The sequence below is a fragment of the Ruegeria lacuscaerulensis genome (assembly GCF_013031245.1).
Lineage (GTDB): Bacteria > Pseudomonadota > Alphaproteobacteria > Rhodobacterales > Rhodobacteraceae > Ruegeria > Ruegeria lacuscaerulensis_C.
In genome coordinates this window covers 30,768-54,600 of sequence record NZ_WPZL01000002.1, presented here as the reverse complement: position 1 = coordinate 54,600, position 23,833 = coordinate 30,768, and the positions used below count along the sequence as shown (strand labels likewise).

Below are 23,833 nucleotides of genomic sequence, written 5' to 3'. Positions count from 1 at the left end.
GAAGCCGATCAAAACAACGGGTGCCGGGGAGGACCAAAACACAGAGATTTGCAGGCCCATCGCAAGTTGACGTACGGAGATCAGAAGGGACAGGTCGACTTTCTGGTTAACTATGTATTTGATTATGAAAACAAGGGCCTGCCAAAGAACGGGTTTTTCGTAGACCTTGCCTGCGCTGACGGTGTCTACATCAACAACACTTACTTTCTGGAAAAATGGCTGGGGTGGGATGGACTGTTATTCGAACCCAACCCCGGGTTCTGGCCGAACATCAATAACGAACGGCGCGCGCGCCTGATCAAAAAGGCGGTGACGGATCAGGCCGGGCAGATTCTACCGTTCAGGATAGACAACGGAATGCTCGGCGGCATAGTTGCGGAAGACATGGACAACAATTCAACGGTCCGCAGCGAAGAGCTTAAAGAAGCGGAAATTGTGAACGTCGAAACAACTACACTGACCGACGAACTAAATGCGTGCGACGCACCTTTGGTGATCGACTTTTTGTCCCTGGATATTGAAGGCGCAGAATTGCTCGCAGTAAAAGGGTTGGACCTCGAAAAATACAATATCCGCTGCGCGACAATCGAACGCCCAACCCAAGAACTGGACATTTTGCTGGATGCGCATGGTTATCGGCAGGCCCGGCACCTGATGTATGATGTCATCCATGTTCACGAAGATTACTGGAATGAGATCAACTGGAAACCCAACGGCATCTTTTCCTTTACACCTAAAATAGACTGGTAGCCGTTTGGGAAAGTCCTTTCCGTATCCTCGGGAAATACGTGCTTGATTGGTAAGCGCAGAAACCTGTAGCGAATTGAGTTACACCATGCTCATTTCCGACGGGGTAAGCCGCCAACCCTTGCCCCACGAGTTCGCGTTGTAATTGGAGAGTTCAAGACTTGAATGGATCGACTGAAGACAAATTGAAGACCCATAGCGCGAAGACGTTGAGCGCTATGGCAGTTGATGTTCTGTCGACCGCCGATGGAAGATTGAAGACAGCCAAGTCCCGCGCCTATGCCGCAGAATGGCGGGAGTCCCGGTCCCGGGGCAAAGCCATTGAAATCGGAACTTCTACGCCTCCGGATTTTCCAGCCCGCCCCGCCAAGCCAGAACTACTTAATCCGCGGGACGTTCCGAAACGGCGACCGGGGACTGAGGCCGGTCGCATCGCGTTGCTGCACGCAGTGGCGCATATCGAGTTTAACGCAGTCGATTTGCACTGGGATATAATCGCGCGTTTTGGCCATGTCCCGATGCCGATCGGTTTCCACGACGATTGGGTCAAATGCGCCGAAGAGGAATCGCGCCATTTTGAGATGGTCTGTGATTGTCTGGAAAGCATGGGCAGCCATTATGGTGCCCTGCCCGCCCATGCCGGAATGTGGCGCGCCGCCGAGGATACCGCCGACGATTTGATGGGCCGTCTGGCTGTGGTTCCCATGGTGCTTGAGGCGCGCGGGCTGGACGTGACACCCCGCATGATCGATGTGTTCCGCAAGGCGAAGTCTGAACAGGCCGTTGCCGCGCTCGAAGTCATTTATGCCGAAGAGGTTGGCCACGTTGCCTATGGTTCGAAATGGTTCCACTTCCTGTGCGGGCGGGAGAATGCAGATCCCAAGGATGTTTTTCACCAGATGGTCCGCCGCTATTTCCACGGCGCTCTGAAACCCCCGTTCAACGAAGAAAAACGGGCCGAAGCCGGATTGCCGCCGGACTTCTATTGGCCGTTGACCGAAGACCTGCCCCCGCCTGGTCGATCCGAATAAACGCGCTCACATTGACTTTATCGGCAATTTCCCGCCGAGAATTGGCGGGAATGGCCAGCTTTGTTGTGTGAACCAGTTAACAAACTTGCCCCAAGCACAAGCGCCCTCTATGCACTTCGCCCAAGGGACGGCTATCGCTCACGACCGGTCCTGTATTTGGGGATAGAGAGGTAAGACGCGTGCGAACACGTCTGGCAATAAAACTACACTCACTGTTCGAACGGCATTTTCCTGAACGCCGGTTATTCCTGAAATCTGATAATGACACGCGGTTCATCCGGCTCAGTTCGGAAACGCAGGTTGCTGCCGTCGCCGGGGTTGCCGTGATTGTTGGCTGGACAGCGGTCGCCACCGCGATCCTGTTGATGGACAGCATCGGATCCGGCAACTTCCGAGAGCAGGCGAAACGCGATCAGGCAACGTATCAGGAACGTCTGAACATCCTGTCAGCAGAGCGCGACGCAAGAGCGCAGGAAGCCTTGGCCGCGCAAAACAGATTTAACGCCGCGCTGGAGCAGATTTCGGCCATGCAATCCGAACTGCTGGCCTCGGAAAACCGCCGCCGTGAGCTTGAGACCGGGATCGAAGTGATCCAGACCACCCTGCGCGCCACCATGAAACAGCGCGAGGACGCCCGCACCGAACTGGCCACGATTCAACAGGATGCCGGTGAAGGCGACATGTACATGGCTGCTGTCACCCATCCCGAGCAGATGAACTTCATGACCGAAGCTCTGGCGCGAACCGCGGAAGAGCGTGATCAGATCGCGGCGAATGCCAAGGACGCGCTGGACCAGCGCGATGAGCTTGAGCTGGAGATCCAGCTGATGCAGGAACGCAGCGACGAGATTTTCCGCCAGTTGGAAGAGGCGATGGTGATCTCGGTCGAGCCGCTGGACAAGATGTTCCGTCAGGCAGGTATGCCCACCGACCGTATCATTGAAGAAATACGGCGTGGGTACAGCGGCATGGGCGGTCCGCTGACCCCTTTGTCTTTCAGCACGCGCGGTGAGGAACTGACCCCCGACGAAATCCGCGCGAACACATTGCTGCAACAGATGGATCAGCTGAACCTGTACCGCCTTGCCGCCGAGAAGGCCCCCTTTGCCAACCCGGTGAGTTCCGTCGTGCGCTTTACCAGCGGCTACGGCACTCGCCGCGACCCAAAGACCGGCGGGCGACGCATGCATAATGGCGTCGATTTCGCCGGCGCGCAGGGTACGGACATCTTTGCTACCGCCGATGGAGTCGTCACCCATGCGGGCTGGCAGTCCGGTTTTGGAAGGCTGGTAAAGATCAAGCACGCCTTCGGGATTGAGACACTTTATGCCCATAACACCAAGATCCGGGTCAAGGTTGGCCAAAGGGTCTCGCGCGGGGATCATATTGCTGATATGGGTAGCACCGGACGGTCTACCGGCACGCATCTGCACTACGAGGTGCGCGTCAATGGAAAACCTGTAAACCCAATGACTTACATCAAGGCTGCGAGAAATGTTTTCTAAGAGCAAAATCAACGAGCCCGGAACCAACGCCCCCGAGGCTGCCAAACCTGCCGCTCCGGCTACACCGGCCACCCCTGCACCGGCAGAAAGCAAGGCCAGCACGGCGCCCAAGCCCAAGCCTCCGGCATCGGTTCTGTCCTCGGACCTGCACATCACTGGCAACCTGAAGACATCCGGCGATATTCAGGTCGAAGGCACGGTCGAAGGCGACATCCGCGCGCATCTGCTGACCATCGGCGAAACCGCGACCATCAAAGGTGAAGTCACTGCCGATGACGTCGTCATCAATGGCCGTATCGTGGGTCGCGTACGTGGCCTGAAAGTCCGCCTGACCTCGACAGCCCGTGTCGAAGGCGACATCATTCACAAAACCATCGCCATCGAGAGCGGCGCGCATTTTGAAGGCTCCGTGCAGCGTCAGGACGACCCGCTGAATCCCGGCCGCAGCGGCAAATCGGGTGCCAATCCGGCAGCCGAAGTCAAGCAGTAACGCTGACTGCTATTAAGTTGACGGAACGCCGCAGGACATCCTGCGGCGTTTTTCGTTTCAGTGTTTCCAAGCCCCGCGCGCCACGTATAAAGTGCTTGAATGTTGATATTTTTCTCCATTCTGCTGCTGATCGCTGGCTTTTTTGCATATCGCTATTGGTCCAAATCTCAGGCACGGCAAAAGCTCCTGTCTACGCCCCTATCCGACCAGCAACAAACCATCATCGAGCAGCAGGTACCGCTTATCCGTCGGCTTCCACCCGATCTGCGGGCCCATCTGGACGGCAAGGTGAACCTCTTTCTGGATCAGGTGAGTTTCTACGGCTGTGAAGGGCTGGAAGTCACAGACGAGATGCGGCTGGCAATTGCGGCACAGGCCTGTCTTCTCGTGGTCAACAGCGACCTCTGGTACGATCACCTGACGACAATCCTGATCTACCCGTCCGCGTTTAAGTCGCGGCAACGCAGGCAGGATGGGTATGTCGTAAGTGAAAAGGAAATTGTGCGCACCGGCGAAAGCTGGGATCGTGGTCCGGTCATCCTGTCGTGGTCACATAGCAAACAGGGGGCGTTGAATGACCGGGATGGGCAGAATGTCGTGCTGCACGAATTTGCGCATCAGGTTGACGATATGTCCGGCGGCACCAATGGCGTTCCGATTCTGAGCGACGGGCAAAGCTTTGCCGAGTGGGAGCGTGTCTTTCTGACCGCCTATGACGCCCATGTTCGTGCCGTTGAACGTGGCCAGCACACTGTCATAGACGCTTATGGTGCAGTCGGTCATGAAGAGTTCTTTGCAGTCTCGGTCGAAGTCTTTTTCGAGAAACCCCGAGAATTGAAGGGCGCGGTCCCCGACGTGTACAACCAACTGTCCAAGCTGTTCCGGCTGGACCCGGTTAGCTGGAAATGACCCCCCTTAGACTTGGTGTGGACTCCCGCCAGTTTCACAAAAATCAATTTTTGAATTACACTGAAACCCATTGTTTTTCGGAGGGCTTTTCATGTCATCAAAACTTATGGCCGAGTTTTTCGGCACGTTCTGGCTGGTGCTTGGCGGCTGCGGCAGCGCCGTTCTCGCTGCAGGCGTTGCCGATGTGGGCATCGGCTGGCTGGGTGTAGCCTTCGCCTTCGGCCTGACCGTTCTGACCATGGCCTACGCGGTCGGGCATATCTCGGGCGGGCATTTCAACCCGGCTGTCAGCCTTGGCCTGATGATAGGCGGCAGGTTCCCGGCCAAAGACCTGATCCCGTATTGGATCGCTCAGGTGATCGGCGCGATTGCAGCTGCGACGGTCCTGTACCTGATCGTCAGCGGCGCACCGGGTTTCGAAGGTGTCGGCGGGTTTGCCTCGAACGGCTAAGGCGAGGCCTCGCCTGAAGGCTATTCACTGATGTCCGCGCTGGTGATCGAAATCGTGATGACGGCCTTTTTCATCATCATCATTCTTGGGGCCACCTCCAGCGGCGCCCCTGCCGGGTTCGCTCCGATCGCTATTGGGTTGGGTCTGACCCTGATCCACCTGATCTCAATTCCGGTGACGAACACATCGGTCAACCCGGCCCGATCCACCGGGGTCGCGTTGTTCGCGGACAGCCCCGCACTGGCTCAATTATGGCTGTTCTGGGTTGCGCCATTGATCGGCGGGGCAATTGGCGCACTGATCTGGAATGCTATGACGACGGACGACTGATGCACGCATCGCTGATGGAGCCCGCTATTGTCGGGCTCCGATCATCCATTTGCCATCTGGCCAGAACGCGTGAAACGCAAAAGCAAACATCACGTCATGCACCACGTCCTTGCCCTGACCGTCACGAACACGGATGGACCCGATATCTCTGCCATTTGAAATGCGCCCCGTGTCCAATGCAGATGCCTGGCCGGGCACCCATTGGATGATAACACCTGCCTCGCGCACCACTTTCTCGCGGCTTAGCCGCGCCAGCGGCCATGCTCTGTCACCAACCCGAACGACACGTTCGAGCGACTGGATTCCATGAGGCGGCATTTCACCAGAATACAAAAACGGTCGGCGAGACGTGTCATACCCCCGGTATGGATTGCGTCCGTAATCCCGGTTGTAGGCAGGTTCTGCCATAACCAAACCGACAGGGTTTCGGGCCTTGAATTCCGCCCAGCTTTCCATCCAGGCAGGCAGTGCGCGCAGCTTATGGCCAGTCATGCGTCCGACAATCGCTTCTCCAGTCGCTTGTTGCCACCAGCTTTGGGTTTGACGGTCGTACATAACCATGTCTGAGTTTCTCAGCTTACCAGTAACACCAAAACTCAGAACGCCCTGTGGTGTGCGCCGGTCAAATACGATGCCAGAATTGCAAAGTGGGCAATATGTTACGGCAATCGGGAAACGGCCGACCCGGTCGTTCACGATTTCATGCCAGATAAGATAGCGGATAGGATAGGCCCGAGGAGTTTGGCCCTCCAATTCGAGCGTAATGACGGGCTCAGAAGGGGCGATGTCAGACCGCTCAGAAGCATCTGTGAATTGAGGAGCGTTCAGTGCCGGAATTCCATCCTTAGGTGGTCCGCCGGATTGAATCTCGGCCCAGTTTCCAACGCTGTTTACGCCGAAGTCCGTGTCCGGCCATTCACCGCGCCATACGTCCGGCCCGGCGTTCCCAGCCGCCGTGAAAACAATCAGCCAAAATATCGCAATGATGTGCACTGAACCGATCCACGCTTAAGGCATCAGTTTGCCAGTATGTCCCGGCCATAACCAGCCAGGCACACGCGGATGTGACGCGATGTTTGGAACCTGTACGTTTGCGAGGTATGGAAATGCCCGGCACGCAATCAGGTGCCGGGCACGTTGTCACTCGGTCACGGTGACTTTCTTCATTACGTCCGGCTGTCCGATGACGGCACCGTTGGGGCCTTCGCCCCGCTTGATCGTGTCAACCACGTCCATGCCATCGGTGACTTGTCCGACAACAGTGTATTCACCGTTCAGGAACGGACCGGGCGCGAACATGATGAAGAACTGCGAGTTGGCGCTATTCGGGTCCTGCGCCCGAGCCATGCCAACGACGCCGCGGTCATAGTTGTAGTCCGAGAACTCCGCCGGCAGATCGGGGCGGTCGGAACCACCGGTGCCGGCTCGACGCATGTCGCCGCCGATACGGCCGTGTTCGACGTCACCGGTCTGGGCCATGAAGCCGTCGATCACACGGTGAAACACCACACCGTCATACTGACCTTCTGCGGCCAGAGCGCTGATCTGTTCGACATGCTGGGGGGCCAGATCTTCAAACAGATCTACCTTGACGATGCCATTGGCGCCCTCTCCTTCGATCTCGATCTCCAGCCCCGTGGCCAGCGCCGGGCTGGCCAACAGAGCGAAAGCGGCGGCCAGCTTATTCATCTGCCGCAACCTTGACGCTGATCATGCGATCAGGGTTCGCAGGCGGCTCGCCACGCACGATGGCATCGACATGCTCCATCCCGTCGATGACGCGGCCATAGACGGTGTACTGACCGTTCAGGAAATGGTTGTCCTTGAAGTTAATGAAGAACTGCGAATTGGCCGAATCCGGGTTTTGCGACCGCGCCGCGCCCAGCGTGCCACGATCATGGGGCAGCTTCGAAAACTCTGCCGGAACGTTCGGCAGAGATGATCCACCTGTACCTGCCATGCGCAGGTTGAACCCGTCTTCCATGTCGCCGTGTTGCACATCGCCGGTCTGCGCCATGAAACCATCGATCACACGATGGAACGCTACGTTGTCATATTCGCCGCCACGAGCCAGTTCCTTCATCCGGGCACTGTGCTGCGGGGCCACATCCGGCAGCAGCTCGACGACGACATTGCCGCCCTTCAGCTCGATGATGATTGTGTTTTCGGGATCCTTGATCTCGGCCATGAGGCCCTCCTGTCGTTTAGTCTTGCGCAAATACCTATGCGCCGGGCGCGTGAATGCCAAGTGACGCATTGACCTGAGGGCAAAATGCAGGAAAAGAACAGCCTAAATCGGTATCAAAATTCTGAGGATTTGGTGATGGGCTGGAAAACGCTGGACGATATGGACCTGAACGGCAAACGCGTATTGGTGCGCGTCGATATCAATGTGCCGGTCGTTGACGGGGTTGTGACCGACGCAACCCGTATTCAGCGCATTGTTCCCACCGTGCGCGATATCCTGTCGGCAGGTGGTAAGCCGATCCTGCTGGCCCATTTCGGACGTCCGGGTGGTGAGCGGCGCGAGAACCTTTCACTGAAGCAGTTGATCCCAACTCTCGAGGCCGCCTTTGACGCCACGGTTCTGTTCGCCGCCGATTGCGTCGGGACCGAGGCCGAACTGGCGGCCGAGCAGTTGCAACCGGGTCAGGTTTTGCTGTTGGAGAACACACGTTTTCACGCTGCTGAAACCAAGAACGATGCCGATTTGGCCGCGGGCATGGCCAAGCTGGGCGATGTGTACTGCAACGATGCGTTTTCCGCCGCTCACCGCGCCCACAGCTCGACCGAGGCCATCGCGCGGCTGTTGCCTTGCTGCGCCGGCCGCCTGATGCAGGGCGAGCTTGAGGCACTGGAGGGTGCGCTTGGTGCGCCCAAACGCCCGGTCACGGCAGTTGTCGGCGGTGCCAAGGTCTCGACCAAGCTGGAACTGCTGGGCAACCTGATCGACAAGGTGGATTACCTTGTTATCGGTGGTGGCATGGCGAACACATTCCTTGTTGCCAAAGGCCTGCACGTGGGCAAATCTCTGGCCGAACGCATCATGAAGGACACCGCGGCCGAAATTCTTGCCAAGGCCGAAACCTCGGGCTGCGAGATCGTATTGCCGTGCGACATCGTCGTAGCTGAGAAGTTTGAATCCCACGCCCCGTCTCAGGTTCTGCCCGCCGACCAATGCCCCGAGAACGGCATGATCCTGGATGCTGGTCCGGACAGCGTTGCGGCCATCACCGAAATAATCGCCAAGAGCCAGACCCTGATCTGGAATGGCCCGCTTGGCGCGTTCGAGATCGAGCCTTTCGACGCAGCGACTAACGCAGCAGCGCTGAAAGCTGCAGCCCTGACGCGATCAGGTCAGCTGATCTCGGTCGCTGGTGGAGGGGATACGGTTGCCGCGCTGAACGCATCGGGTGCGGCCAAGGACTTCTCTTACATCTCGACCGCAGGTGGGGCGTTCCTGGAATGGATGGAGGGCAAAACACTACCCGGCGTTGCGGCGCTGGAGCAATAATCGCCTGACCCCATTTGTAGCCGCCTATTGGTGTTCGTGGTAAAATCTCCTTTTGACCAGGAGATTTGCCATGAGATTTATTGCGATTGCTGTATTTATCCTTACACCTTGCGCTTCCTTGGCCGAGTTCTGGTGCGGTGGCCCAACTCAAAACGACGAAAATATTTGCGCAATGGAACAATGGCAGGTTGCAGACAACGAATTGAACCGGTTGTGGAAGGAAATCAAACCACGGGCTGATGCGCGTGGAGTTGGTCAGGCCCTGCTGACCGAGCAGCGCGCTTGGTTGAAGCGACGTGATGCGACATGTCAACAGGAACTGGCAGGCGGCGGCAGCGCCGCCCAGATGTTCTATTGGTCCTGCATGGAACAGCAAACGATTAATCGTAACAAAGAACTTGCCACGTGGCGCTGACACTGTTTCACGAAAGCCAGGACGTCCGGGATGTACGAAGGCAGCTTAAACTTTTCGCCGTCACGCGCGGGTTTTCGCGAATCAGGGGATTCACAAGCCGAATCACCTGTGACATAGTGCAGACAGATGCCCGGAAAGGGCACGTTTTTGAGGCAGACTTCATACGGCGGTAAACAGAGTGTCCCGTTCCCATCGACCCGGTTTGGGTGCATTTGTTTTCTTCATGGTGGCTTTTATGCTGGGTGTTTATTTCACCTTCGCCGCCGTGCAGGGCGACTATGGCCTGTTCCGGCGGGTCGAGATTGCAGCGGAACGGGACGCTCTGTCGCGCGACCTGGCCAAGCTTGAGGCCGAGATCGCCGAAATGGAAAACCTTACCCGCCGATTGTCCGACACCTACCTGGATCTGGACCTTCTGGATCAGCAGGCCCGCTCGGTACTGGGAATGATCCGCACGGATGAGATCGTCATTCGCTGACCTTCCCTTCATTCGCCACACCCTCTGAATACCTGCTAAACGCCCTCCCACGCGCCAAAATCTGCGCGAACGAACCCTGCGTCACATTTCCACTCGCCAGATTGCAGGAAATGCTTTATGAGATAGTTTAACGCTAAACTATCTTGCCGAGAGGGGGAGATCGCCACTATGGCTGCGCGAAAAACCACAAAGAAACCAAATGTTTCTGCGGAAGAACTAACAACCTATTATCGTGAGATGCTATTGATCCGCCGATTCGAGGAAAAGGCCGGTCAACTTTACGGCATGGGTCTGATTGGCGGTTTCTGCCACCTTTACATCGGTCAAGAGGCGGTTGTCGTCGGCCTCGAGGCTGCAGCCGAAGAGGGTGACAAGCGCATTACCTCATACCGCGATCACGGCCACATGCTGGCCTGTGGCATGGACCCGGGTGGCGTGATGGCCGAGCTGACCGGGCGCGAGGGCGGGCTGTCCAAAGGTAAGGGCGGTTCGATGCACATGTTCTCGAAAGAGAAACATTTTTATGGCGGCCACGGCATCGTCGGTGCACAGGTGCCGCTGGGCGCCGGTCTCGCCTTTGCTGACAAGTACAAGGAGAATGGCCGCGTGACCTTCACTTATTTCGGTGATGGTGCCGCAAACCAGGGTCAGGTCTATGAGACCTTCAATATGGCCGCCCTGTGGGAGTTGCCGGTCATCTTCGTGATCGAGAACAACCAATACGCCATGGGCACCGCTCAAGCACGCTCAACCTCGACCAAGGATATCTATCACCGCGGTGAGGCTTTCGGCATCCCCGGCGAAATCGTCAACGGCATGGATGTTCTGGCCGTGAAAGAGGCCAGCCAAAAGGCGGTCGCCCACTGCCGCGCCGGCAAGGGGCCCTATATCCTTGAGGTCAAAACCTACCGCTATCGCGGCCACTCGATGTCCGACCCGGCCAAATACCGCACCCGCGAAGAGGTTCAAAAGGTCCGTGAACAAAGCGACCCGATCGAACATGTGCGCGAGCTGCTGTTGTCCGGCAAACACGCATCCGAGGATGACCTGAAGGCGATCGATAAAGAGATCAAAGAGATCGTCAACCAGGCCGCCGAATTCTCGAAAGAAAGCCCCGAGCCTTCCGTCGAAGAGCTCTGGACCGACATTTACGCCTGAGAGGACGAATAAGACATGGCAACCGAAATTCTCATGCCCGCCCTTTCGCCCACTATGGAAGAGGGCACGTTGGCCAAATGGCTGATCAAGGAAGGCGACACCGTATCTTCCGGTGACATTATGGCCGAAATCGAAACCGACAAGGCGACAATGGAGTTCGAGGCCGTCGATGAAGGCATCGTTGGCAAGATCCTGATCGGTGAAGGCACCGAAGGGGTGAAAGTGAACACTCCTATCGCGATCCTGGTTGAAGAAGGCGAAGATTCCTCCGCCCTGCCCGCGGCTGCGCCCGCAGCCGCAGCGGTGTCCGAGGCCGCCCCAGCGGCGGTTGAGGCCCCCGCTCCTGCCACTGCTGCCCCAGCGGCACCGGTTGTGGACCTCTCGCCGGACTGGCCTGCCGATGCCGAGATGGCGCAGCAGACTGTCCGTGAGGCCCTGCGCGACGCGATGGCTGAAGAAATGCGCGGCGACCAGGACGTCTACCTGATGGGTGAAGAAGTCGCCGAATATCAGGGCGCATACAAAATCTCGCAAGGCCTGCTGGACGAGTTCGGCGCCAAACGTGTGATCGACACCCCGATCACCGAGCATGGCTTTGCCGGTATCGCGGTCGGATCGGCTTTCGGCGGCCTGAAACCGATTGTCGAGTTCATGACCTTCAACTTCGCCATGCAGGCGATTGACCAGATCATCAACTCCGCCGCCAAGACGCTGTATATGTCCGGCGGCCAGATGGGGTGCCCCATCGTGTTCCGTGGCCCCAACGGCGCCGCCGCGCGCGTGGCCGCCCAGCACTCTCAGGATTACGCTGCATGGTATATGCAGGTCCCCGGCCTGAAAGTGGTGATGCCCTACTCCGCAGCCGACGCCAAAGGCCTGCTGAAGTCTGCCATCCGCGACCCCAACCCGGTGGTATTCCTGGAAAACGAAATCCTCTACGGTCGTTCTTTCGACGTGCCGCAGGTGGATGACCTGACCGTCCCGCTGGGCAAGGCCCGCATCTGGCGCGAGGGCTCGGACGTGACCATCGTCAGTTTCGGCATCGGCATGCAGTTTGCACTGGAAGCCGCCGACAAGCTGGCTGAGGAAGGCATCAACGCCGAGGTTATCGATCTGCGCACCATCCGCCCAATGGATACCGGAGCGATCATCAACTCAGTGATGAAAACCAACCGTCTGGTGACTGTCGAAGAGGGCTGGCCGCAAGGCTCGGTCGGCGGCTACATCTCGTCCGTGGTGATGCAGGAAGCGTTCGATTACCTCGACGCGCCCGTTATCAATTGCACGGGCAAGGACGTTCCGATGCCTTATGCAGCGAATCTGGAAAAGCTGGCGCTGGTGACCACCGATGAAGTGATCGCAGCCGTCAAACAAGTGACCTACCGGTAAGGAGCGACACAGATGCCCACCGAAATTCTGATGCCCGCCCTGTCGCCGACCATGGAAGAAGGCACGCTTGCCAAATGGCTGGTCAAGGAAGGCGACACTGTCTCCTCCGGCGACCTGCTGGCTGAAATCGAAACCGACAAGGCCACGATGGAGTTCGAAGCCGTTGACGAAGGCACCATCGGCAAGATCCTGATCCCCGAAGGCACCGAAGGGGTCAAGGTCAACACAGCCATCGCGGTTCTGCTGGAAGATGGTGAAAGCGCCGATGACATCGCGTCAACACCTGCCAAGGCACCCGAGGCTGCACCCGCCGCCGCCGCGGGTAACGAGGCTACCGCGCCAGCGGCACCCGAGGCGCCCGCCCCCGCCGCTCCGGCCAAAGCTGATGGAGGTCGTATCTTCGCGTCACCGCTTGCACGTCGGATCGCGGCCCAAAAAGGTCTCGACCTGGCGCAGATCAACGGCTCTGGCCCGCATGGTCGGATTGTCAAAGCCGATGTCGAAGGCGCGACCGCGACGGCTCCGGTCGCTGCCCCGGCACCTGCTGCAGCAGCAGCCCCGGCTGCAGCGGCACCGGCTGGCCCTTCCGCCGATGCAGTCGCACGGATGTACGAAGACCGGGAATACGAGGAAATCAAGCTCGACGGTATGCGCAAAACCATTGCGGCGCGTCTGTCCGAGGCCAAACAGACCATCCCGCATTTCTACCTGCGCCGCGATATCAAGCTTGATGCGCTGCTGAAATTCCGTGGTCAGCTGAACAAACAGCTGGAAGGCCGTGGTGTGAAGTTGAGCGTCAACGACTTTATCATCAAAGCTGTCGCCAACGCGCTGCAACAGGTTCCCGCCTGCAACGCAGTTTGGGCTGGTGACCGGGTTCTGCAACTGAAGCCTTCAGATGTGGCCGTCGCGGTCGCCATCGAGGGTGGCCTGTTCACTCCGGTTCTGCAGGATGCCGACACCAAGTCGCTGTCAGCCCTGTCGACCGAGATGAAAGACCTCGCCGGCCGTGCCCGCGAACGCAAACTTGCCCCGCACGAGTATCAGGGTGGCACCTTTGCGGTCTCGAACCTCGGCATGTTCGGTATCGACAATTTCGACGCCATCGTGAACCCACCTCACGCCGGTATTCTGGCTGTAGGCTCGGGCATCAAGAAACCGGTTGTCGGTGATGACGGTGAATTGACAGTGGCCACCGTCATGTCGGTCACGATGTCGGTCGATCACCGGGTCATCGACGGTGCTCTGGGCGCAGAATTGCTTCAAGCCATAGTCGACAACCTTGAAAACCCGATGGTTATGCTGGCCTAAAGCTTCAAAACATGGGCCGCGCCGGGGCACTTACTGGCGTGGTCCTCCCGATCACCGCTGCGATGTGAGCGAGCGTGATCGCCAAAGCGGTTGCTCGAAGATACGCGGCGGACCACCTTGATAGCACAGAGTTTCCTGTTGCAAAGGTGCGCCATGGCCCCCACGAACTCCGTCAAAACCTTGCTGGTGATATCCATGCTGGTAACAGCTCTGCCCGCTGTTGTTTCGGCGAAGCCCAATAGTTTCCCGGGCGAAAACTCGACCTACAAGCCTGATCCTGCCGAGGTTGCCAAGCGCGAGGCTGAGCGCGCCAAACGTAAGGAAGAACGGAAAAAACGTCGTGAGGAAAAGCGGCTCGAGCGGCTGAACAAGAAGAACAACCGCTCGAACTGATGATGATTTACTGGTCCTTACCCAGCATATGATCCATTGAGATCGAGGGCTGGTCGCATCCGGCCTCGCCCACGATCTTGGCAGGAATACCCGCAACGGTCGTACAGGCCGGAACTTCCTGAAGTACAACCGACCCGGCGGCAATACGGCTGCAATGGCCGACCACAATATTGCCCAGCACCTTGGCACCGGCACCAATCAGAACGCCGTCACCAATCGTGGGATGACGCTGCTCTTCTTCCTTGCCAGTTCCGCCCAAAGTTACCGAATGCAGCATCGATACGTTGTCACCGACCACGGCCGTTTCACCGATCACAATGGAATGAGCGTGGTCAATCATGATCCCCTTGCCGATTTTCGCGGCGGGGTGAATGTCGATCCCGAATATCTCGGACGAGCGCATCTGGAAGAAATACGCCAGATCATGACGCCCTTTGTTCCACAACCAATGCGCTACACGATAGGCCTGCATGGCCTGATATCCTTTGAAATACAGGATCGGCTGCAACAGGCGGTGGCAGGCCGGATCGCGTTCGTAAACGGCCATCAGATCCGCGCGCGCCGCCTCAAGCAATGTGGCATCGTCGGCATAGGCTTCGTCCACAATCTCACGCAAGACCATCATCGACATTTCGTTCGAACACAGCTTGGCCGAAATCCGGTAAGACAGAGCCCGCTCAAGGCTGCGGTGGTGCAGAATACAGGCGTGTACCAAGCCCCCCATCAACGGCTCGTTTTCGACGGCCGCCTGAGCTTCGGTCGTGATACGATCCCAGACCGGGTCAACAGGGGTTACCTGACTGCGCTTTTCCAACATGGCATTTGTTCCTTTGCTGCGCCTAGAATGCCATTTAGTTGTAAAAACACCAAACGCAAACCCGTGATTTGCAGGGTAACGAAAATGAATGGTACTGAATGGTCCGAATTCGAGTCCCGGATACGGGAACGGTTGGCCGAACTTGCAGAGCAATCTGCATCAGGAAAGGATGCTCAGGCAATTGTTGAGCTGGACCAGCAAGCCGTTGGCAGGCTCAGCAGAATGGACGCTCTGCAAAACCAGGCCATGGCGAAGGCGCAGCAAGCCAATCGTGATCTGGAAACACGAAGGCTTGGGGTTGCGTTGGATCGGATTCAGGAAGGTGAATACGGGTACTGTGAGGATTGCGGCGAAGAAATACCCGCTGGCCGACTGAATCTGGACCTCGCCGCAAGCAAGTGTGTCAGTTGCGCGTCCAGTTGATCTGAAATGTGATCAAGTGGCGCAAAACCAGCTCAAAACACTGGCAATATTGTAGATTGTCAAAGCCCGGTTCATCCGCCAGCCGCCTGTTGCGCGCAGCAGCCATCAACGAGCCGTTTCCAAAGAGAGGGTGGAGTTGCCCCGTCTGACCGACATGTCTGTCGGCCAGTTCGGCTTCGTGAATCATTCGTGCGCACAGGCGATCGCGGTCCGCCTGCGGCGCGGTCAGCAAGACCCGTGCCGCAGCGCTGACATCTCCGTGTAAGACAGGACGCATTGACTTGCTTATCCGACTGTCAGCCGGGCGGGCAAACCGGGCCCGAAAATGGCTGAAACTTGCGCCACCTGCACCGTGTAAGGACCGCTTACCCCATCCGCCGTTTTCATCGCCTCTGAATAGGTCCAGCTTGGTTCGGTTACGAGATGTTCGTGCAACAATGTGCCGCTGGAGTGAATTTGAACAAGGTAGGACTCGCTCTCCTCTCCAAGCGGAACGTCCAATCCACCCCAATCGTCACCGTCCACCCGAGTGCGGCGTACCCATGTAAACCGTTCGCCGTTGGCCAGCGTGGTTGCCTTCAAATGCACCGGTGCGTAGGGGCGCAGGCCGATGCCTTCGAAGGCCTGAACCTGATGGACGAAGGACGGATCGTCAAAACCGCGCGTTGCGGGACCGATACGATAATGTTTGGCCACACGCCGCTCAGCCCGCGAGAGACCTGTCTGGTAAACCCTTTGATCCAGCAAGATGAACATGGATCCTACGGGCCAAGCATCGGGCATGTTCGCATCCGTTCCCAATTGGCCGCGCAATCGCCCGGACAAGGTGTAAATACCCGTTTTCTGTAAGGTGGCATCCGCGAACTGGAAGACCTCCCAGTTGCCGGGTGTTCCATCACCGATGGCCGCCAGATTGGCGCCGTTTAACAGTGCGTCTCGCGGGCGCGATTCCAGCAATCCGTCGACCAGATTGACCCACAGTGGTTTCCCCTTGTCCCAAATACCCGCACTCGCCCGCATTAGCGGCGTTTCGGTGAACCCGATGACAGCCTGACCCGAGATCACTTCCTGTAACGCATAGCCTTCGTCCCGTGCAGCGGAATACACAGCAACATTTCCGGGCCAGGGGTTTGCCGTCGTTGCCAGATAAGGCGCGTGCGGCGGTTCCGAACCAGTGATCAACGGCAAGTCCATGAACACCGGCAACACCGGAACGGGCGCAACAAAGGGTCTGGCCGTGACATCATCATCCGGCAAGTCGGAGGGCACATAAACGCCCGGCTCGATCCGAACCGCGTCCGCAATCTGCATTTCGGCTTGTTCCAGCCGGTCGATGCGATACCGCGCGCCCTGGCGGTCCCCGGAAAAACTGACGACATCACCTGCACCCACTTGCAGCATCGACAGCGGCAGACCAAAACGGGCGGTTTCCCTCGAGACCCTTGCCTCGCTCAACCAACGTTCGGTGGTCTGGCGGCCCTCGGCACGCGTCATCGACAACGGTATCTCGTTCACAGACACCGAATGCGTTCGCGTGTCAGGCAGTACGGCTTTCTCCGAGACGACATCGTGGTCAGCGTCCGATTGCACAAAGCGCAAACGCACACGTCCCGTCATCTCGGCCTCGGCTTCTCTACGGTATTCGACGCGCCCTTCAATGTCAGGACTTTGGGCCAGGCTATCTGTATTCAACTCGATCGCACTTCGACCTTCGCGCATCTGAAACTGCAGAACACCCTCACGCTCGATGGCATCGAAACCATAGCGCAGCATAAGGGGTTGCAGGGCCGCGCGTGCGCTCGTGACGTCTTGAATCGCATACCCCCGAACGACGCCGTAAAGTTGCGACACGTCGATATCGGTTACCCCTGCGCCATAGCAAATCTCGGTGACAACTGACGACAGCGTCCGCGACCCGGACCGTCCGTTCAGCCAATGGCCACGGGCGTAGTTCGAACCATCACTCCATTGGCTGCGCAGGTTTGGAAAGGTGGGATACGGGCGCGCGTCCCATGCCCAGACATAGGCATTTTTCATGTCGACCATCCGGCCGCCATAGACATCCGAAACCGGATTTATTTTGGGATTGGACCAATACCCCAACATCGCTTTCAGGTATTGCACCTGAACATAATCGTCACGCTGCCCGTTGGAATAACGCGGCAGGCCGGACTCCGAGGATTTGGGATCAAGAAACTTGTTAGGCTGATTGGTGCCCTTGTCTATGGCTGCACAACCAAGTTCATCCACCCAGGCTGCATCGAACTGTGGCCCCCTTAGACCCTCGGGATCATGCGCCGAAAACGCCTGCGCCTCGGCCCCGTTGGGCCAGATCAATTTCCGTTCCGATGCCTTCCAAACAGGCCGACGATCTGGCGGCGAGCAACGCAAAATCCCGCTATCGCCAAAAACCATTACATCGCGCACCTGATCGAATGTCTCACCGACCAGCGAAACACGACACGCCTCGCCCTTATCCAGTGGCAAAGAACCTTCGACCATCGACCGCACCCATTCGGCTCCGGCTCGCGTCTTGCCAGCCCCGCGACCGCCCATGATCACCCAAGACCGCCAGTCGCCCTCGGGCGGCAACTGATGTGGCAGCGCCCAGAATTCGAACAGGAAAGGGAGGGCGCACAGCCCTCCCTCCCCGATCTCACTCAGAAATCTCTCTCGAACCTCAGCATCTGCGGAGGCGAGCCAGCCTGCACCCGATTTCAAATCGAGCGCGCTCAAGGTCGAGCGCATATCCCCCTTGGGCAATTCCGGCTTGTCTGTGATGTTGTTCGACAAAGCTTGTCTCCACTTTCTGACAACTTCGGATCAGCCCCTCTAGCTGCCCGAGTTGCCTGGCTGAACCAGCAAGATCTGCATCCTCCCCGGTTCCGATTTGCCTGCGCAGTTCTTCCGCTGCCTGGCGCAAACCGCGAATGGACGTCTCAAGCGACTGCAAAAGTTCCGCCGTCTGGGACATCCGCTCTTCCGGGGTAATCAAAGTCATGTTTGCCTGTGACCTCATGCGAGAGTTTTTCCGCACGAGAGAAACGAAAAACGGCCACCGGGTTGCCCCGGGGCCGTTGCCCACTTCTTCTAGCATGACACAACTTATACGGGAAACCGGGCTTAAAGTCAATGTTTTGTGCAACAGCGGCGCAACGGGTAACGCACCCCGATAGTTAAGAGACCTTTTTTGATAGGAACATGCTGCAGGCAGTCGTCAACAATTGAGCCCCTTGATGAGTACTTACGTATCACCAAGAAAACGAAATGGCTCCGAAGGTTCAAAGTCTGCGGAAATCTCGCCTGCAAGGATTGGCTTTTCTCCAAGTTCCAGCTTCAGAGTTGATGCCCCTTCGGAGAGATCCAGATTTTCGATATCCACCCAAAACAGCGTTGGGCTGAACACGCTCTCATAGTAGTAACGACCCAATTCATGGTCGGCGATCGTACGCCAGGTTGTTGACGCAATGTTTGGACGCTCCGGATCAGTTACACCGAATGGTACGGAAATTGATCGCACAAGTGAGAAAACCGCCGCCGTTGCATCATTCTTGTCTTCGAACGAAGGTACGGCGTTCAGGTTCCAACTCAACCGCGCAAACCTGTCCGAAGATCGATGCGTTCCCGGCAGGAATGAGAGGCCGTTGACTTCACCCCAATATGTCGTGATAGCGAGCTGTTCATCAAACGTCGGCGAGTTTGTCATGACCGTAAATTCCCTGCCATGATGGATAACCAACTCACCGTCTAGATATTCGAATATAGCACTGTCGCCAGATGCGTCAGATAGCGCCACATGACCGCCTGCCTCATGTCCGCTTGGCAGCATCGGGGCCACAATCACGAACGGGTCTTGTTCCATGGCCGCGACGGCTTCTTCAACCGTTTCGAAGTTGTCCAAGAAGTACTGCAGCCAGCCGCCAACAGAAAGGAGTGGCTTATCCCCTGCAGACTCGGTGCCGTAATTGGCTTCGGCTAGATAGAGCGCATTACCAACCAACCCTGCATCATTCATTCCATCGACCGTTGCCCCATCATAGATGGTCGCAACGACCGAGCCATATTTGGAAGTCCATTGGATCGAGTTTTCTCCGGCGCCGCCATCTCGTTCCATACCACGCGGAAAGGCCCAAAGGTCTGTCGCGGTGTCCTCGAACCAATCTAACGTCCGCCCTGTTATGTAGGAACCATCTGCCGTCTCATATAGAATCCGAGAGCACGCAAAGGCTGAAGACGCGGCAAGGGTCACTGACAAAGCGGAGGCGACAAGTAACTTTACGGTCATTTCTGGAACTCCTTATAAGAATTTGCCTGTGGAAATTCAGATGCACTGATAGTTGGCTCTCTGACGGATACAAAATGGCCAAAGTAGTTTCCAATTTCAAACTTACGCAATCGAGGAGATCCCGCCATGCGACAAATCTCCTTCCGGAGCGATTCAGCTATAGTGGGCCCTCTCCTTCGAACCAAACCTTGACAATCCTCCATTGAACCGTCATGTGCCCAGCAAGACAGCGCTGACGCGTGAGCATCCATGGCCAATAATTCGGCCCTACAGCGCCCCATTTTTCTCCAGTTCCCCTTCACGCAGGGTTCTTGATGCGACGGCCGGACACCGCAGGACTCGCCTGTGTTTTCCCGAGGCTTCGCAAAACCCCTGCCGGTCGCGCGATTGCGTGGCCCGTCGTACTTGTCCGTGGCTGCTCAGTCATCACGGATTACAAAGGAATGATATTTGTTCGACTTCGACATGCTGGGCCTTGCCCCAGCCCTGAATGACGCGCTGCAAGGCGCTAACTTTACTCAACCCACCCCCATCCAGAACCAGGCGATCCCGCTGGCCCTGCAAGGCCATGACATTCTAGGTCTGGCACAAACCGGTACAGGCAAGACGCTGGCCTTCGGCCTGCCGCTGATCGACCACCTTTTGGCGCAGCCGGGTAAACCCGCCCCCAAAACGGCCAAGGCCCTGATCCTGGCTCCGACCCGAGAGCTGGTAAACCAGATCGCGGAAAGCCTGCGCAACCTGACACAAAAAACGAAACTGCGTGTGGCAACAGTTGTAGGCGGTCAATCCATCGGCAAACAAATCTCGTTCCTGTCGCGCGGTACGGACATTCTGGTCGCCACGCCCGGACGTCTGATCGATCTTATGGAGCGTGGTGCCGTTGATCTGAGTTCTGTTCGGCATCTGGTGCTGGATGAGGCGGATCAGATGCTGGATATGGGATTTATCCACGCCCTGCGCAAAATCGCGCCTCAACTGGGCACTCCACGCCAAACCATGCTGTTTTCGGCCACAATGCCAAAACAGATGGAGGAGCTCAGCAAAGCGTACCTGACCAACCCGCAGCGAGTGCAGGTCTCTCCTCCGGGCAAAGCAGCGGACAAGATCACACAGTCCGTTCATTTCGTCAGCAAACCTGAAAAACCAAGGAAACTGCGCGAAATTCTATCCGCAGATATGGACGCCCTGACATTGGTCTTTGCCCGCACGAAACACGGCGCAGAGAAACTGATGAAAGGCCTTGTCGCTGATGGCTATAACGCAGCCTCCATTCACGGAAACAAAAGCCAGGGTCAGCGCGACCGCGCAATCAAGGCATTTCGGGCCGGGGAAATCAACGTGCTTGTTGCCACAGACGTGGCCGCGCGCGGTATTGATATTCCGGGAGTTGCCTACGTAATCAACTACGACCTGCCCGAGGTCCCCGACAATTATGTCCACCGCATCGGCCGAACGGCCCGCGCTGGACGTGAAGGCGAAGCGATAGCGTTCTGCGCACCGGACGAGTTGGACCAGCTCCGCCAAATCCAAAAGTTAATGAAAGTCGAAATCCCGGTTGCAAGCGGCACGATGCCCGAAGTTGGCGAACCGAAGAAACCACAAAAACGCGGAGGATTCCGAGGACGGGGACTTAAGGCACAAGCTGCGAACACGACCTCAAAACCTACGTCGTCCAAGCGTCGTCGCCCACGCAGGCGACCCGCTGCATAAGTGACAAAAAAAGGGCCGTGTTTCTTACGCGGCCCTTTTTTATTAGTTGCCCGAGCTTTGCCGCTCGGCCTCAATCTCGCGCCACTTGGCGACGTTGCGGTTGTGCTCTTGCAGAGTTTCCGCAAACGCGTGACCGCCCGTTCCGTCTGCAACAAAGAACACAAAACTCGTGTCATCCGGAGCTACAGCGGCCTCAAGGCTTGCCAATCCGGGGTTGGCAATCGGTGTCGGCGGCAGACCATCAATCACGTAAGTGTTCCAACGGGTTGCCCGACGCAGCTCGCTCCGGCGCAAGCCACGCCCCAACACGCCTTTACCCTCGGTGACGCCGTAGATCACAGTTGGGTCTGTTTGCAACTTCATCCCCTGTTCCAGCCGGTTTGTGAACACACTGGCAACTTGGCCGCGCTCATGCGGAACGCCGGTTTCCTTTTCGATGATCGAAGCCAGGATCAGCATTTCTTCCGGGCTGCTGATCGGCAGGTCGTCCTGTCGGTTTTCCCAAACGGCATTGATCCGTAGCCGCTGTTTATCCTGCATATCTTGCAAAATGGCAGATCGGTCATCTCCTGGCGTCAATTCATAGCTGTCCGGGGCAAGCATGCCTTCGGCTGGAATTTCGGTCACATCGCCGGTCAGCGCGTCGATCCCTTTCAACGCCTCAACCACTTGCCAGGACGTCACGCCCTCGGCGACTGAGACACGGTAACGTGTATCGGCATCCTGACGCTTTTGGGAATAAGCGGCGGGAACCTCCTCTTCACCGGCGTCGAAGTTTGCAATCTCAATGAACTCCAGCGTGGCCGGATCCAGTTCGCGCACGCGCGTCTGGATTCGGGTTACGCCAATGCGATATTCGATCTCGGAACCGCATGTGCTAGCGCCGCTGCTGGTAATCTCGTCGATGATCTGTTCCATCGACGCGCCTTCGCGAACCAGAAAGCTGCCCGCTTTCAACTGTTGAGCTTTATCTGTGTAGTCCGCCGCCATCCGAAAGATCATCGCGCTATTGATAGCTCCCTGATCTTCCAACTCGCGGCTGACTTTCGTCATGTTGGAACCGCTTTTCACCTGCAGGCACATGGCGGTTTCCAGCGGGCCCTCGGCCTTGTATTGCGACTGGCCCCAAAGGATCAGACCGCCAATCAGGAACAGGCCGACCACCAGAATGGTCAGCGCGTTCGATGCCAGAGCCCGCCACATTTAACTGACCTTTCCGAAGATCACACTTGCATTGGTGCCGCCAAATCCGAACGAGTTCGACAGCGCCACGTTGATCTCGCGCTCACGCTTTGCGTTCGGCGCCAGGTCAATCGGGGTTTCGACCGCCGGGTTGTCCAGGTTGATCGTCGGCGGAGCAACCTGATCCCGGATTGCCAGGATCGAGAAGATCGCCTCGATCGCGCCAGCCGCACCCAGAAGGTGACCGGTGGCCGATTTGGTCGAGGTCATGGTTGCCTTGCTGGCGTGATCACCCAGCAAGCGTTCCACCGCACCCAGCTCAATCGTATCCGCCATAGTCGAAGTGCCATGAGCGTTGATGTAATCCAGATCCGTCGGCTCAAGCCCGGCGCTGCGCAGCGCAGCTTTCATTGAACGTTCCGCACCATCGCCATCTTCAGACGGCGCGGTGATGTGATAGGCGTCGCCGGACATGCCATAGCCCAGAACTTCGGCATAAATTTTCGCGCCACGCGCCTTGGCGTGTTCGTAGTCTTCCAGAACAACGATGCCTGCGCCCTCACCCATGACAAAGCCGTCGCGGTCAACATCATAAGGACGGCTGGCTGCCTTCGGATTGTCGGCGTATTTGGTGGACAGCGCCTTGCATGCATTGAAACCCGCAATGCCGATTTCACAGATGCAGCCCTCGCCACCGCCCGCGACCATGACGTCTGCGTCACCTGCACGGATGATGCGGCTGGCGTCACCAATGGCGTGCGCGCCGGTCGAACAGGCCGTCACAACAGAATGGTTCGGCCCCTTGAACCCGTGACGGATCGAAACCTGACCTGACGCCAGGTTGATCAGAGCTCCAGGAATAAAGAAGGGCGATACGCGGCGCGGGCCCTTGTCGCGGATCAGGTTCGCGGTTTCCGCGATAGAGCCCAGGCCACCAATGCCCGAACCAATCAGAACACCTGTGCGCAGACGGTCTTCTTCATCTTCGGGCAGCCAGTCCGCATCCTTGCAGGCCATCTCGGCAGCTGCGATGGAATACAGGATAAAATCTTCGATCTTACGCTGCTCTTTTGGCGGCAGCCAATCGTCGGGGTTGAAGGTGCCCTTGGTCCCGTCACCACGCGGCACTTCGCAGGCATAGGTCGTGGTGACCCCACTTGCTTCAGCATCGAACTGCGTGATCGGACCTGCTCCGGATTCTCCGTCCAGCAGCCGTGACCAGGTTTCCTCGACCCCACTGGCCAAAGGAGTGACCAATCCCAGACCGGTTACAACGACTCTGCGCATGAAAT

General features: G+C 57.5%; 23 protein-coding genes and 1 pseudogene. 15 read left to right on the top strand and 9 right to left on the bottom strand.

The window, feature by feature from the left end:
* Positions 1-66 precede the first annotated feature (66 nt).
* The 6 genes and pseudogenes from GOX66_RS02860 to aqpZ all read left to right on the top strand — a co-directional run bounded on the left by GOX66_RS02860 (position 67) and on the right by aqpZ (position 5,463).
* Positions 67-750 (top strand): FkbM family methyltransferase, encoded by a 684-nt coding sequence (locus GOX66_RS02860; protein ID WP_170759415.1) that lies wholly within the window; start codon positions 67-69, stop codon positions 748-750.
* Positions 751-965: 215 nt separating this feature from the next.
* Entirely contained in the window at positions 966-1,778 is an 813-nt protein-coding gene (locus GOX66_RS02855) for a ferritin-like domain-containing protein (protein ID WP_170759413.1), read from the top strand.
* A gap of 179 nt (positions 1,779-1,957) precedes the next feature.
* Positions 1,958-3,283: a DUF5930 domain-containing protein gene (locus GOX66_RS02850; RefSeq protein ID WP_170759411.1), complete on the top strand. Its 1,326-nt coding sequence runs from the start codon at positions 1,958-1,960 to the stop codon at positions 3,281-3,283.
* Positions 3,273-3,773, top strand: a complete 501-nt coding sequence (locus tag GOX66_RS02845; protein ID WP_170759409.1) for a bactofilin family protein — start codon at positions 3,273-3,275, stop codon at positions 3,771-3,773. Before GOX66_RS02850 ends, GOX66_RS02845 begins: the two co-directional genes overlap by 11 nt.
* A 99-nt stretch (positions 3,774-3,872) precedes the next feature.
* Positions 3,873-4,682 (top strand): M90 family metallopeptidase, encoded by an 810-nt coding sequence (locus GOX66_RS02840; protein WP_170759407.1) that lies wholly within the window; start codon positions 3,873-3,875, stop codon positions 4,680-4,682.
* Positions 4,683-4,773: 91 nt separating this feature from the next.
* Positions 4,774-5,463 (top strand): annotated as a pseudogene (gene aqpZ / locus GOX66_RS02835) (aquaporin Z).
* A 24-nt stretch (positions 5,464-5,487) separates the two neighbouring features.
* On the opposite strand, the gene GOX66_RS02830 reads toward aqpZ, so the two are convergent.
* The 3 genes from GOX66_RS02830 to GOX66_RS02820 form a co-directional block, all read right to left on the bottom strand.
* Positions 5,488-6,456: a DUF3179 domain-containing protein gene (locus GOX66_RS02830; protein WP_170759405.1), complete on the bottom strand. Its 969-nt coding sequence runs from the start codon at positions 6,454-6,456 to the stop codon at positions 5,488-5,490.
* A gap of 147 nt (positions 6,457-6,603) precedes the next feature.
* The gene (locus GOX66_RS02825; RefSeq protein ID WP_170759403.1) at positions 6,604-7,152 is read right to left on the bottom strand and encodes a peptidylprolyl isomerase; all 549 of its coding nucleotides are present in this window, start codon (positions 7,150-7,152) and stop codon (positions 6,604-6,606) included.
* On the bottom strand, positions 7,145-7,651 hold the full coding sequence (locus GOX66_RS02820; protein WP_170759401.1) for a peptidylprolyl isomerase: 507 nt from the start codon (positions 7,649-7,651) through the stop codon (positions 7,145-7,147). Before GOX66_RS02820 ends, GOX66_RS02825 begins: the two co-directional genes overlap by 8 nt.
* Positions 7,652-7,786: 135 nt before the next feature.
* Here GOX66_RS02820 and GOX66_RS02815 point away from each other — a divergent pair, with 135 nt between their 5' ends.
* The 7 genes from GOX66_RS02815 to GOX66_RS02785 all read left to right on the top strand — a co-directional run bounded on the left by GOX66_RS02815 (position 7,787) and on the right by GOX66_RS02785 (position 14,121).
* Entirely contained in the window at positions 7,787-8,977 is a 1,191-nt protein-coding gene (locus tag GOX66_RS02815; RefSeq protein WP_170760081.1) for a phosphoglycerate kinase, read from the top strand.
* A gap of 70 nt (positions 8,978-9,047) precedes the next feature.
* On the top strand, positions 9,048-9,392 hold the full coding sequence (locus tag GOX66_RS02810) for a lysozyme inhibitor LprI family protein (RefSeq protein ID WP_170759399.1): 345 nt from the start codon (positions 9,048-9,050) through the stop codon (positions 9,390-9,392).
* A 178-nt stretch (positions 9,393-9,570) separates the two neighbouring features.
* On the top strand, positions 9,571-9,870 hold the full coding sequence (locus GOX66_RS02805; protein ID WP_170759397.1) for a septum formation initiator family protein: 300 nt from the start codon (positions 9,571-9,573) through the stop codon (positions 9,868-9,870).
* Between the two features lie 168 nt (positions 9,871-10,038).
* The gene (gene pdhA, locus GOX66_RS02800) at positions 10,039-11,028 is read left to right on the top strand and encodes a pyruvate dehydrogenase (acetyl-transferring) E1 component subunit alpha (protein WP_170759396.1); all 990 of its coding nucleotides are present in this window, start codon (positions 10,039-10,041) and stop codon (positions 11,026-11,028) included.
* Positions 11,029-11,043: 15 nt separating this feature from the next.
* Positions 11,044-12,417 carry a pyruvate dehydrogenase complex E1 component subunit beta gene (locus tag GOX66_RS02795; protein ID WP_170759394.1) on the top strand — a complete coding sequence of 458 codons (1,374 nt, stop codon included), beginning with the start codon at positions 11,044-11,046 and terminating at the stop codon, positions 12,415-12,417.
* Positions 12,418-12,429: 12 nt separating this feature from the next.
* Complete coding sequence (locus tag GOX66_RS02790) at positions 12,430-13,728, top strand: pyruvate dehydrogenase complex dihydrolipoamide acetyltransferase (protein ID WP_170759393.1); 1,299 nt, start codon at positions 12,430-12,432, stop codon at positions 13,726-13,728.
* A 153-nt stretch (positions 13,729-13,881) separates the two neighbouring features.
* Positions 13,882-14,121, top strand: a complete 240-nt coding sequence (locus GOX66_RS02785; protein WP_170759391.1) for a hypothetical protein — start codon at positions 13,882-13,884, stop codon at positions 14,119-14,121.
* Between the two features lie 7 nt (positions 14,122-14,128).
* On the opposite strand, the gene cysE is transcribed toward GOX66_RS02785, so the two are convergent.
* A complete protein-coding gene (gene cysE, locus GOX66_RS02780; protein WP_170759389.1) occupies positions 14,129-14,938 on the bottom strand; it encodes a serine O-acetyltransferase in 810 nt (269 codons plus the stop codon).
* Between the two features lie 84 nt (positions 14,939-15,022).
* On the opposite strand from cysE, the gene GOX66_RS02775 reads away from it, so the two are divergent.
* The gene (locus GOX66_RS02775) at positions 15,023-15,361 is read left to right on the top strand and encodes a TraR/DksA family transcriptional regulator (protein ID WP_170759387.1); all 339 of its coding nucleotides are present in this window, start codon (positions 15,023-15,025) and stop codon (positions 15,359-15,361) included.
* Here GOX66_RS02775 and GOX66_RS02770 read toward each other — a convergent pair.
* The 3 genes from GOX66_RS02770 to GOX66_RS02760 all read right to left on the bottom strand — a co-directional run bounded on the left by GOX66_RS02770 (position 15,342) and on the right by GOX66_RS02760 (position 19,646).
* Positions 15,342-15,638: a DUF7742 family protein gene (locus tag GOX66_RS02770; RefSeq protein ID WP_170759385.1), complete on the bottom strand. Its 297-nt coding sequence runs from the start codon at positions 15,636-15,638 to the stop codon at positions 15,342-15,344. The genes GOX66_RS02775 and GOX66_RS02770 overlap by 20 nt on opposite strands.
* Before the next feature lie 8 nt (positions 15,639-15,646).
* Positions 15,647-18,154, bottom strand: coding sequence for a baseplate megatron protein TIM-barrel domain-containing protein (locus tag GOX66_RS25555; RefSeq protein WP_237212469.1), 2,508 nt, complete (start codon positions 18,152-18,154; stop codon positions 15,647-15,649).
* A gap of 451 nt (positions 18,155-18,605) precedes the next feature.
* The gene (locus tag GOX66_RS02760) at positions 18,606-19,646 is read right to left on the bottom strand and encodes a linear amide C-N hydrolase (protein ID WP_170759383.1); all 1,041 of its coding nucleotides are present in this window, start codon (positions 19,644-19,646) and stop codon (positions 18,606-18,608) included.
* A gap of 450 nt (positions 19,647-20,096) precedes the next feature.
* On the opposite strand from GOX66_RS02760, the gene GOX66_RS02755 reads away from it, so the two are divergent.
* A complete protein-coding gene (locus tag GOX66_RS02755; RefSeq protein ID WP_170759380.1) occupies positions 20,097-21,359 on the top strand; it encodes a DEAD/DEAH box helicase in 1,263 nt (420 codons plus the stop codon).
* Positions 21,360-21,401: 42 nt separating this feature from the next.
* Here the strand turns inward: GOX66_RS02755 and mltG are convergent, their stop codons facing one another.
* Together mltG and fabF are read right to left on the bottom strand one after the other, a co-directional pair.
* Positions 21,402-22,562: an endolytic transglycosylase MltG gene (mltG, locus tag GOX66_RS02750; protein WP_170759378.1), complete on the bottom strand. Its 1,161-nt coding sequence runs from the start codon at positions 22,560-22,562 to the stop codon at positions 21,402-21,404.
* A complete protein-coding gene (gene fabF, locus GOX66_RS02745) occupies positions 22,563-23,828 on the bottom strand; it encodes a beta-ketoacyl-ACP synthase II (protein ID WP_170759376.1) in 1,266 nt (421 codons plus the stop codon). It lies immediately after the preceding gene.
* Positions 23,829-23,833 lie beyond the last annotated feature (5 nt).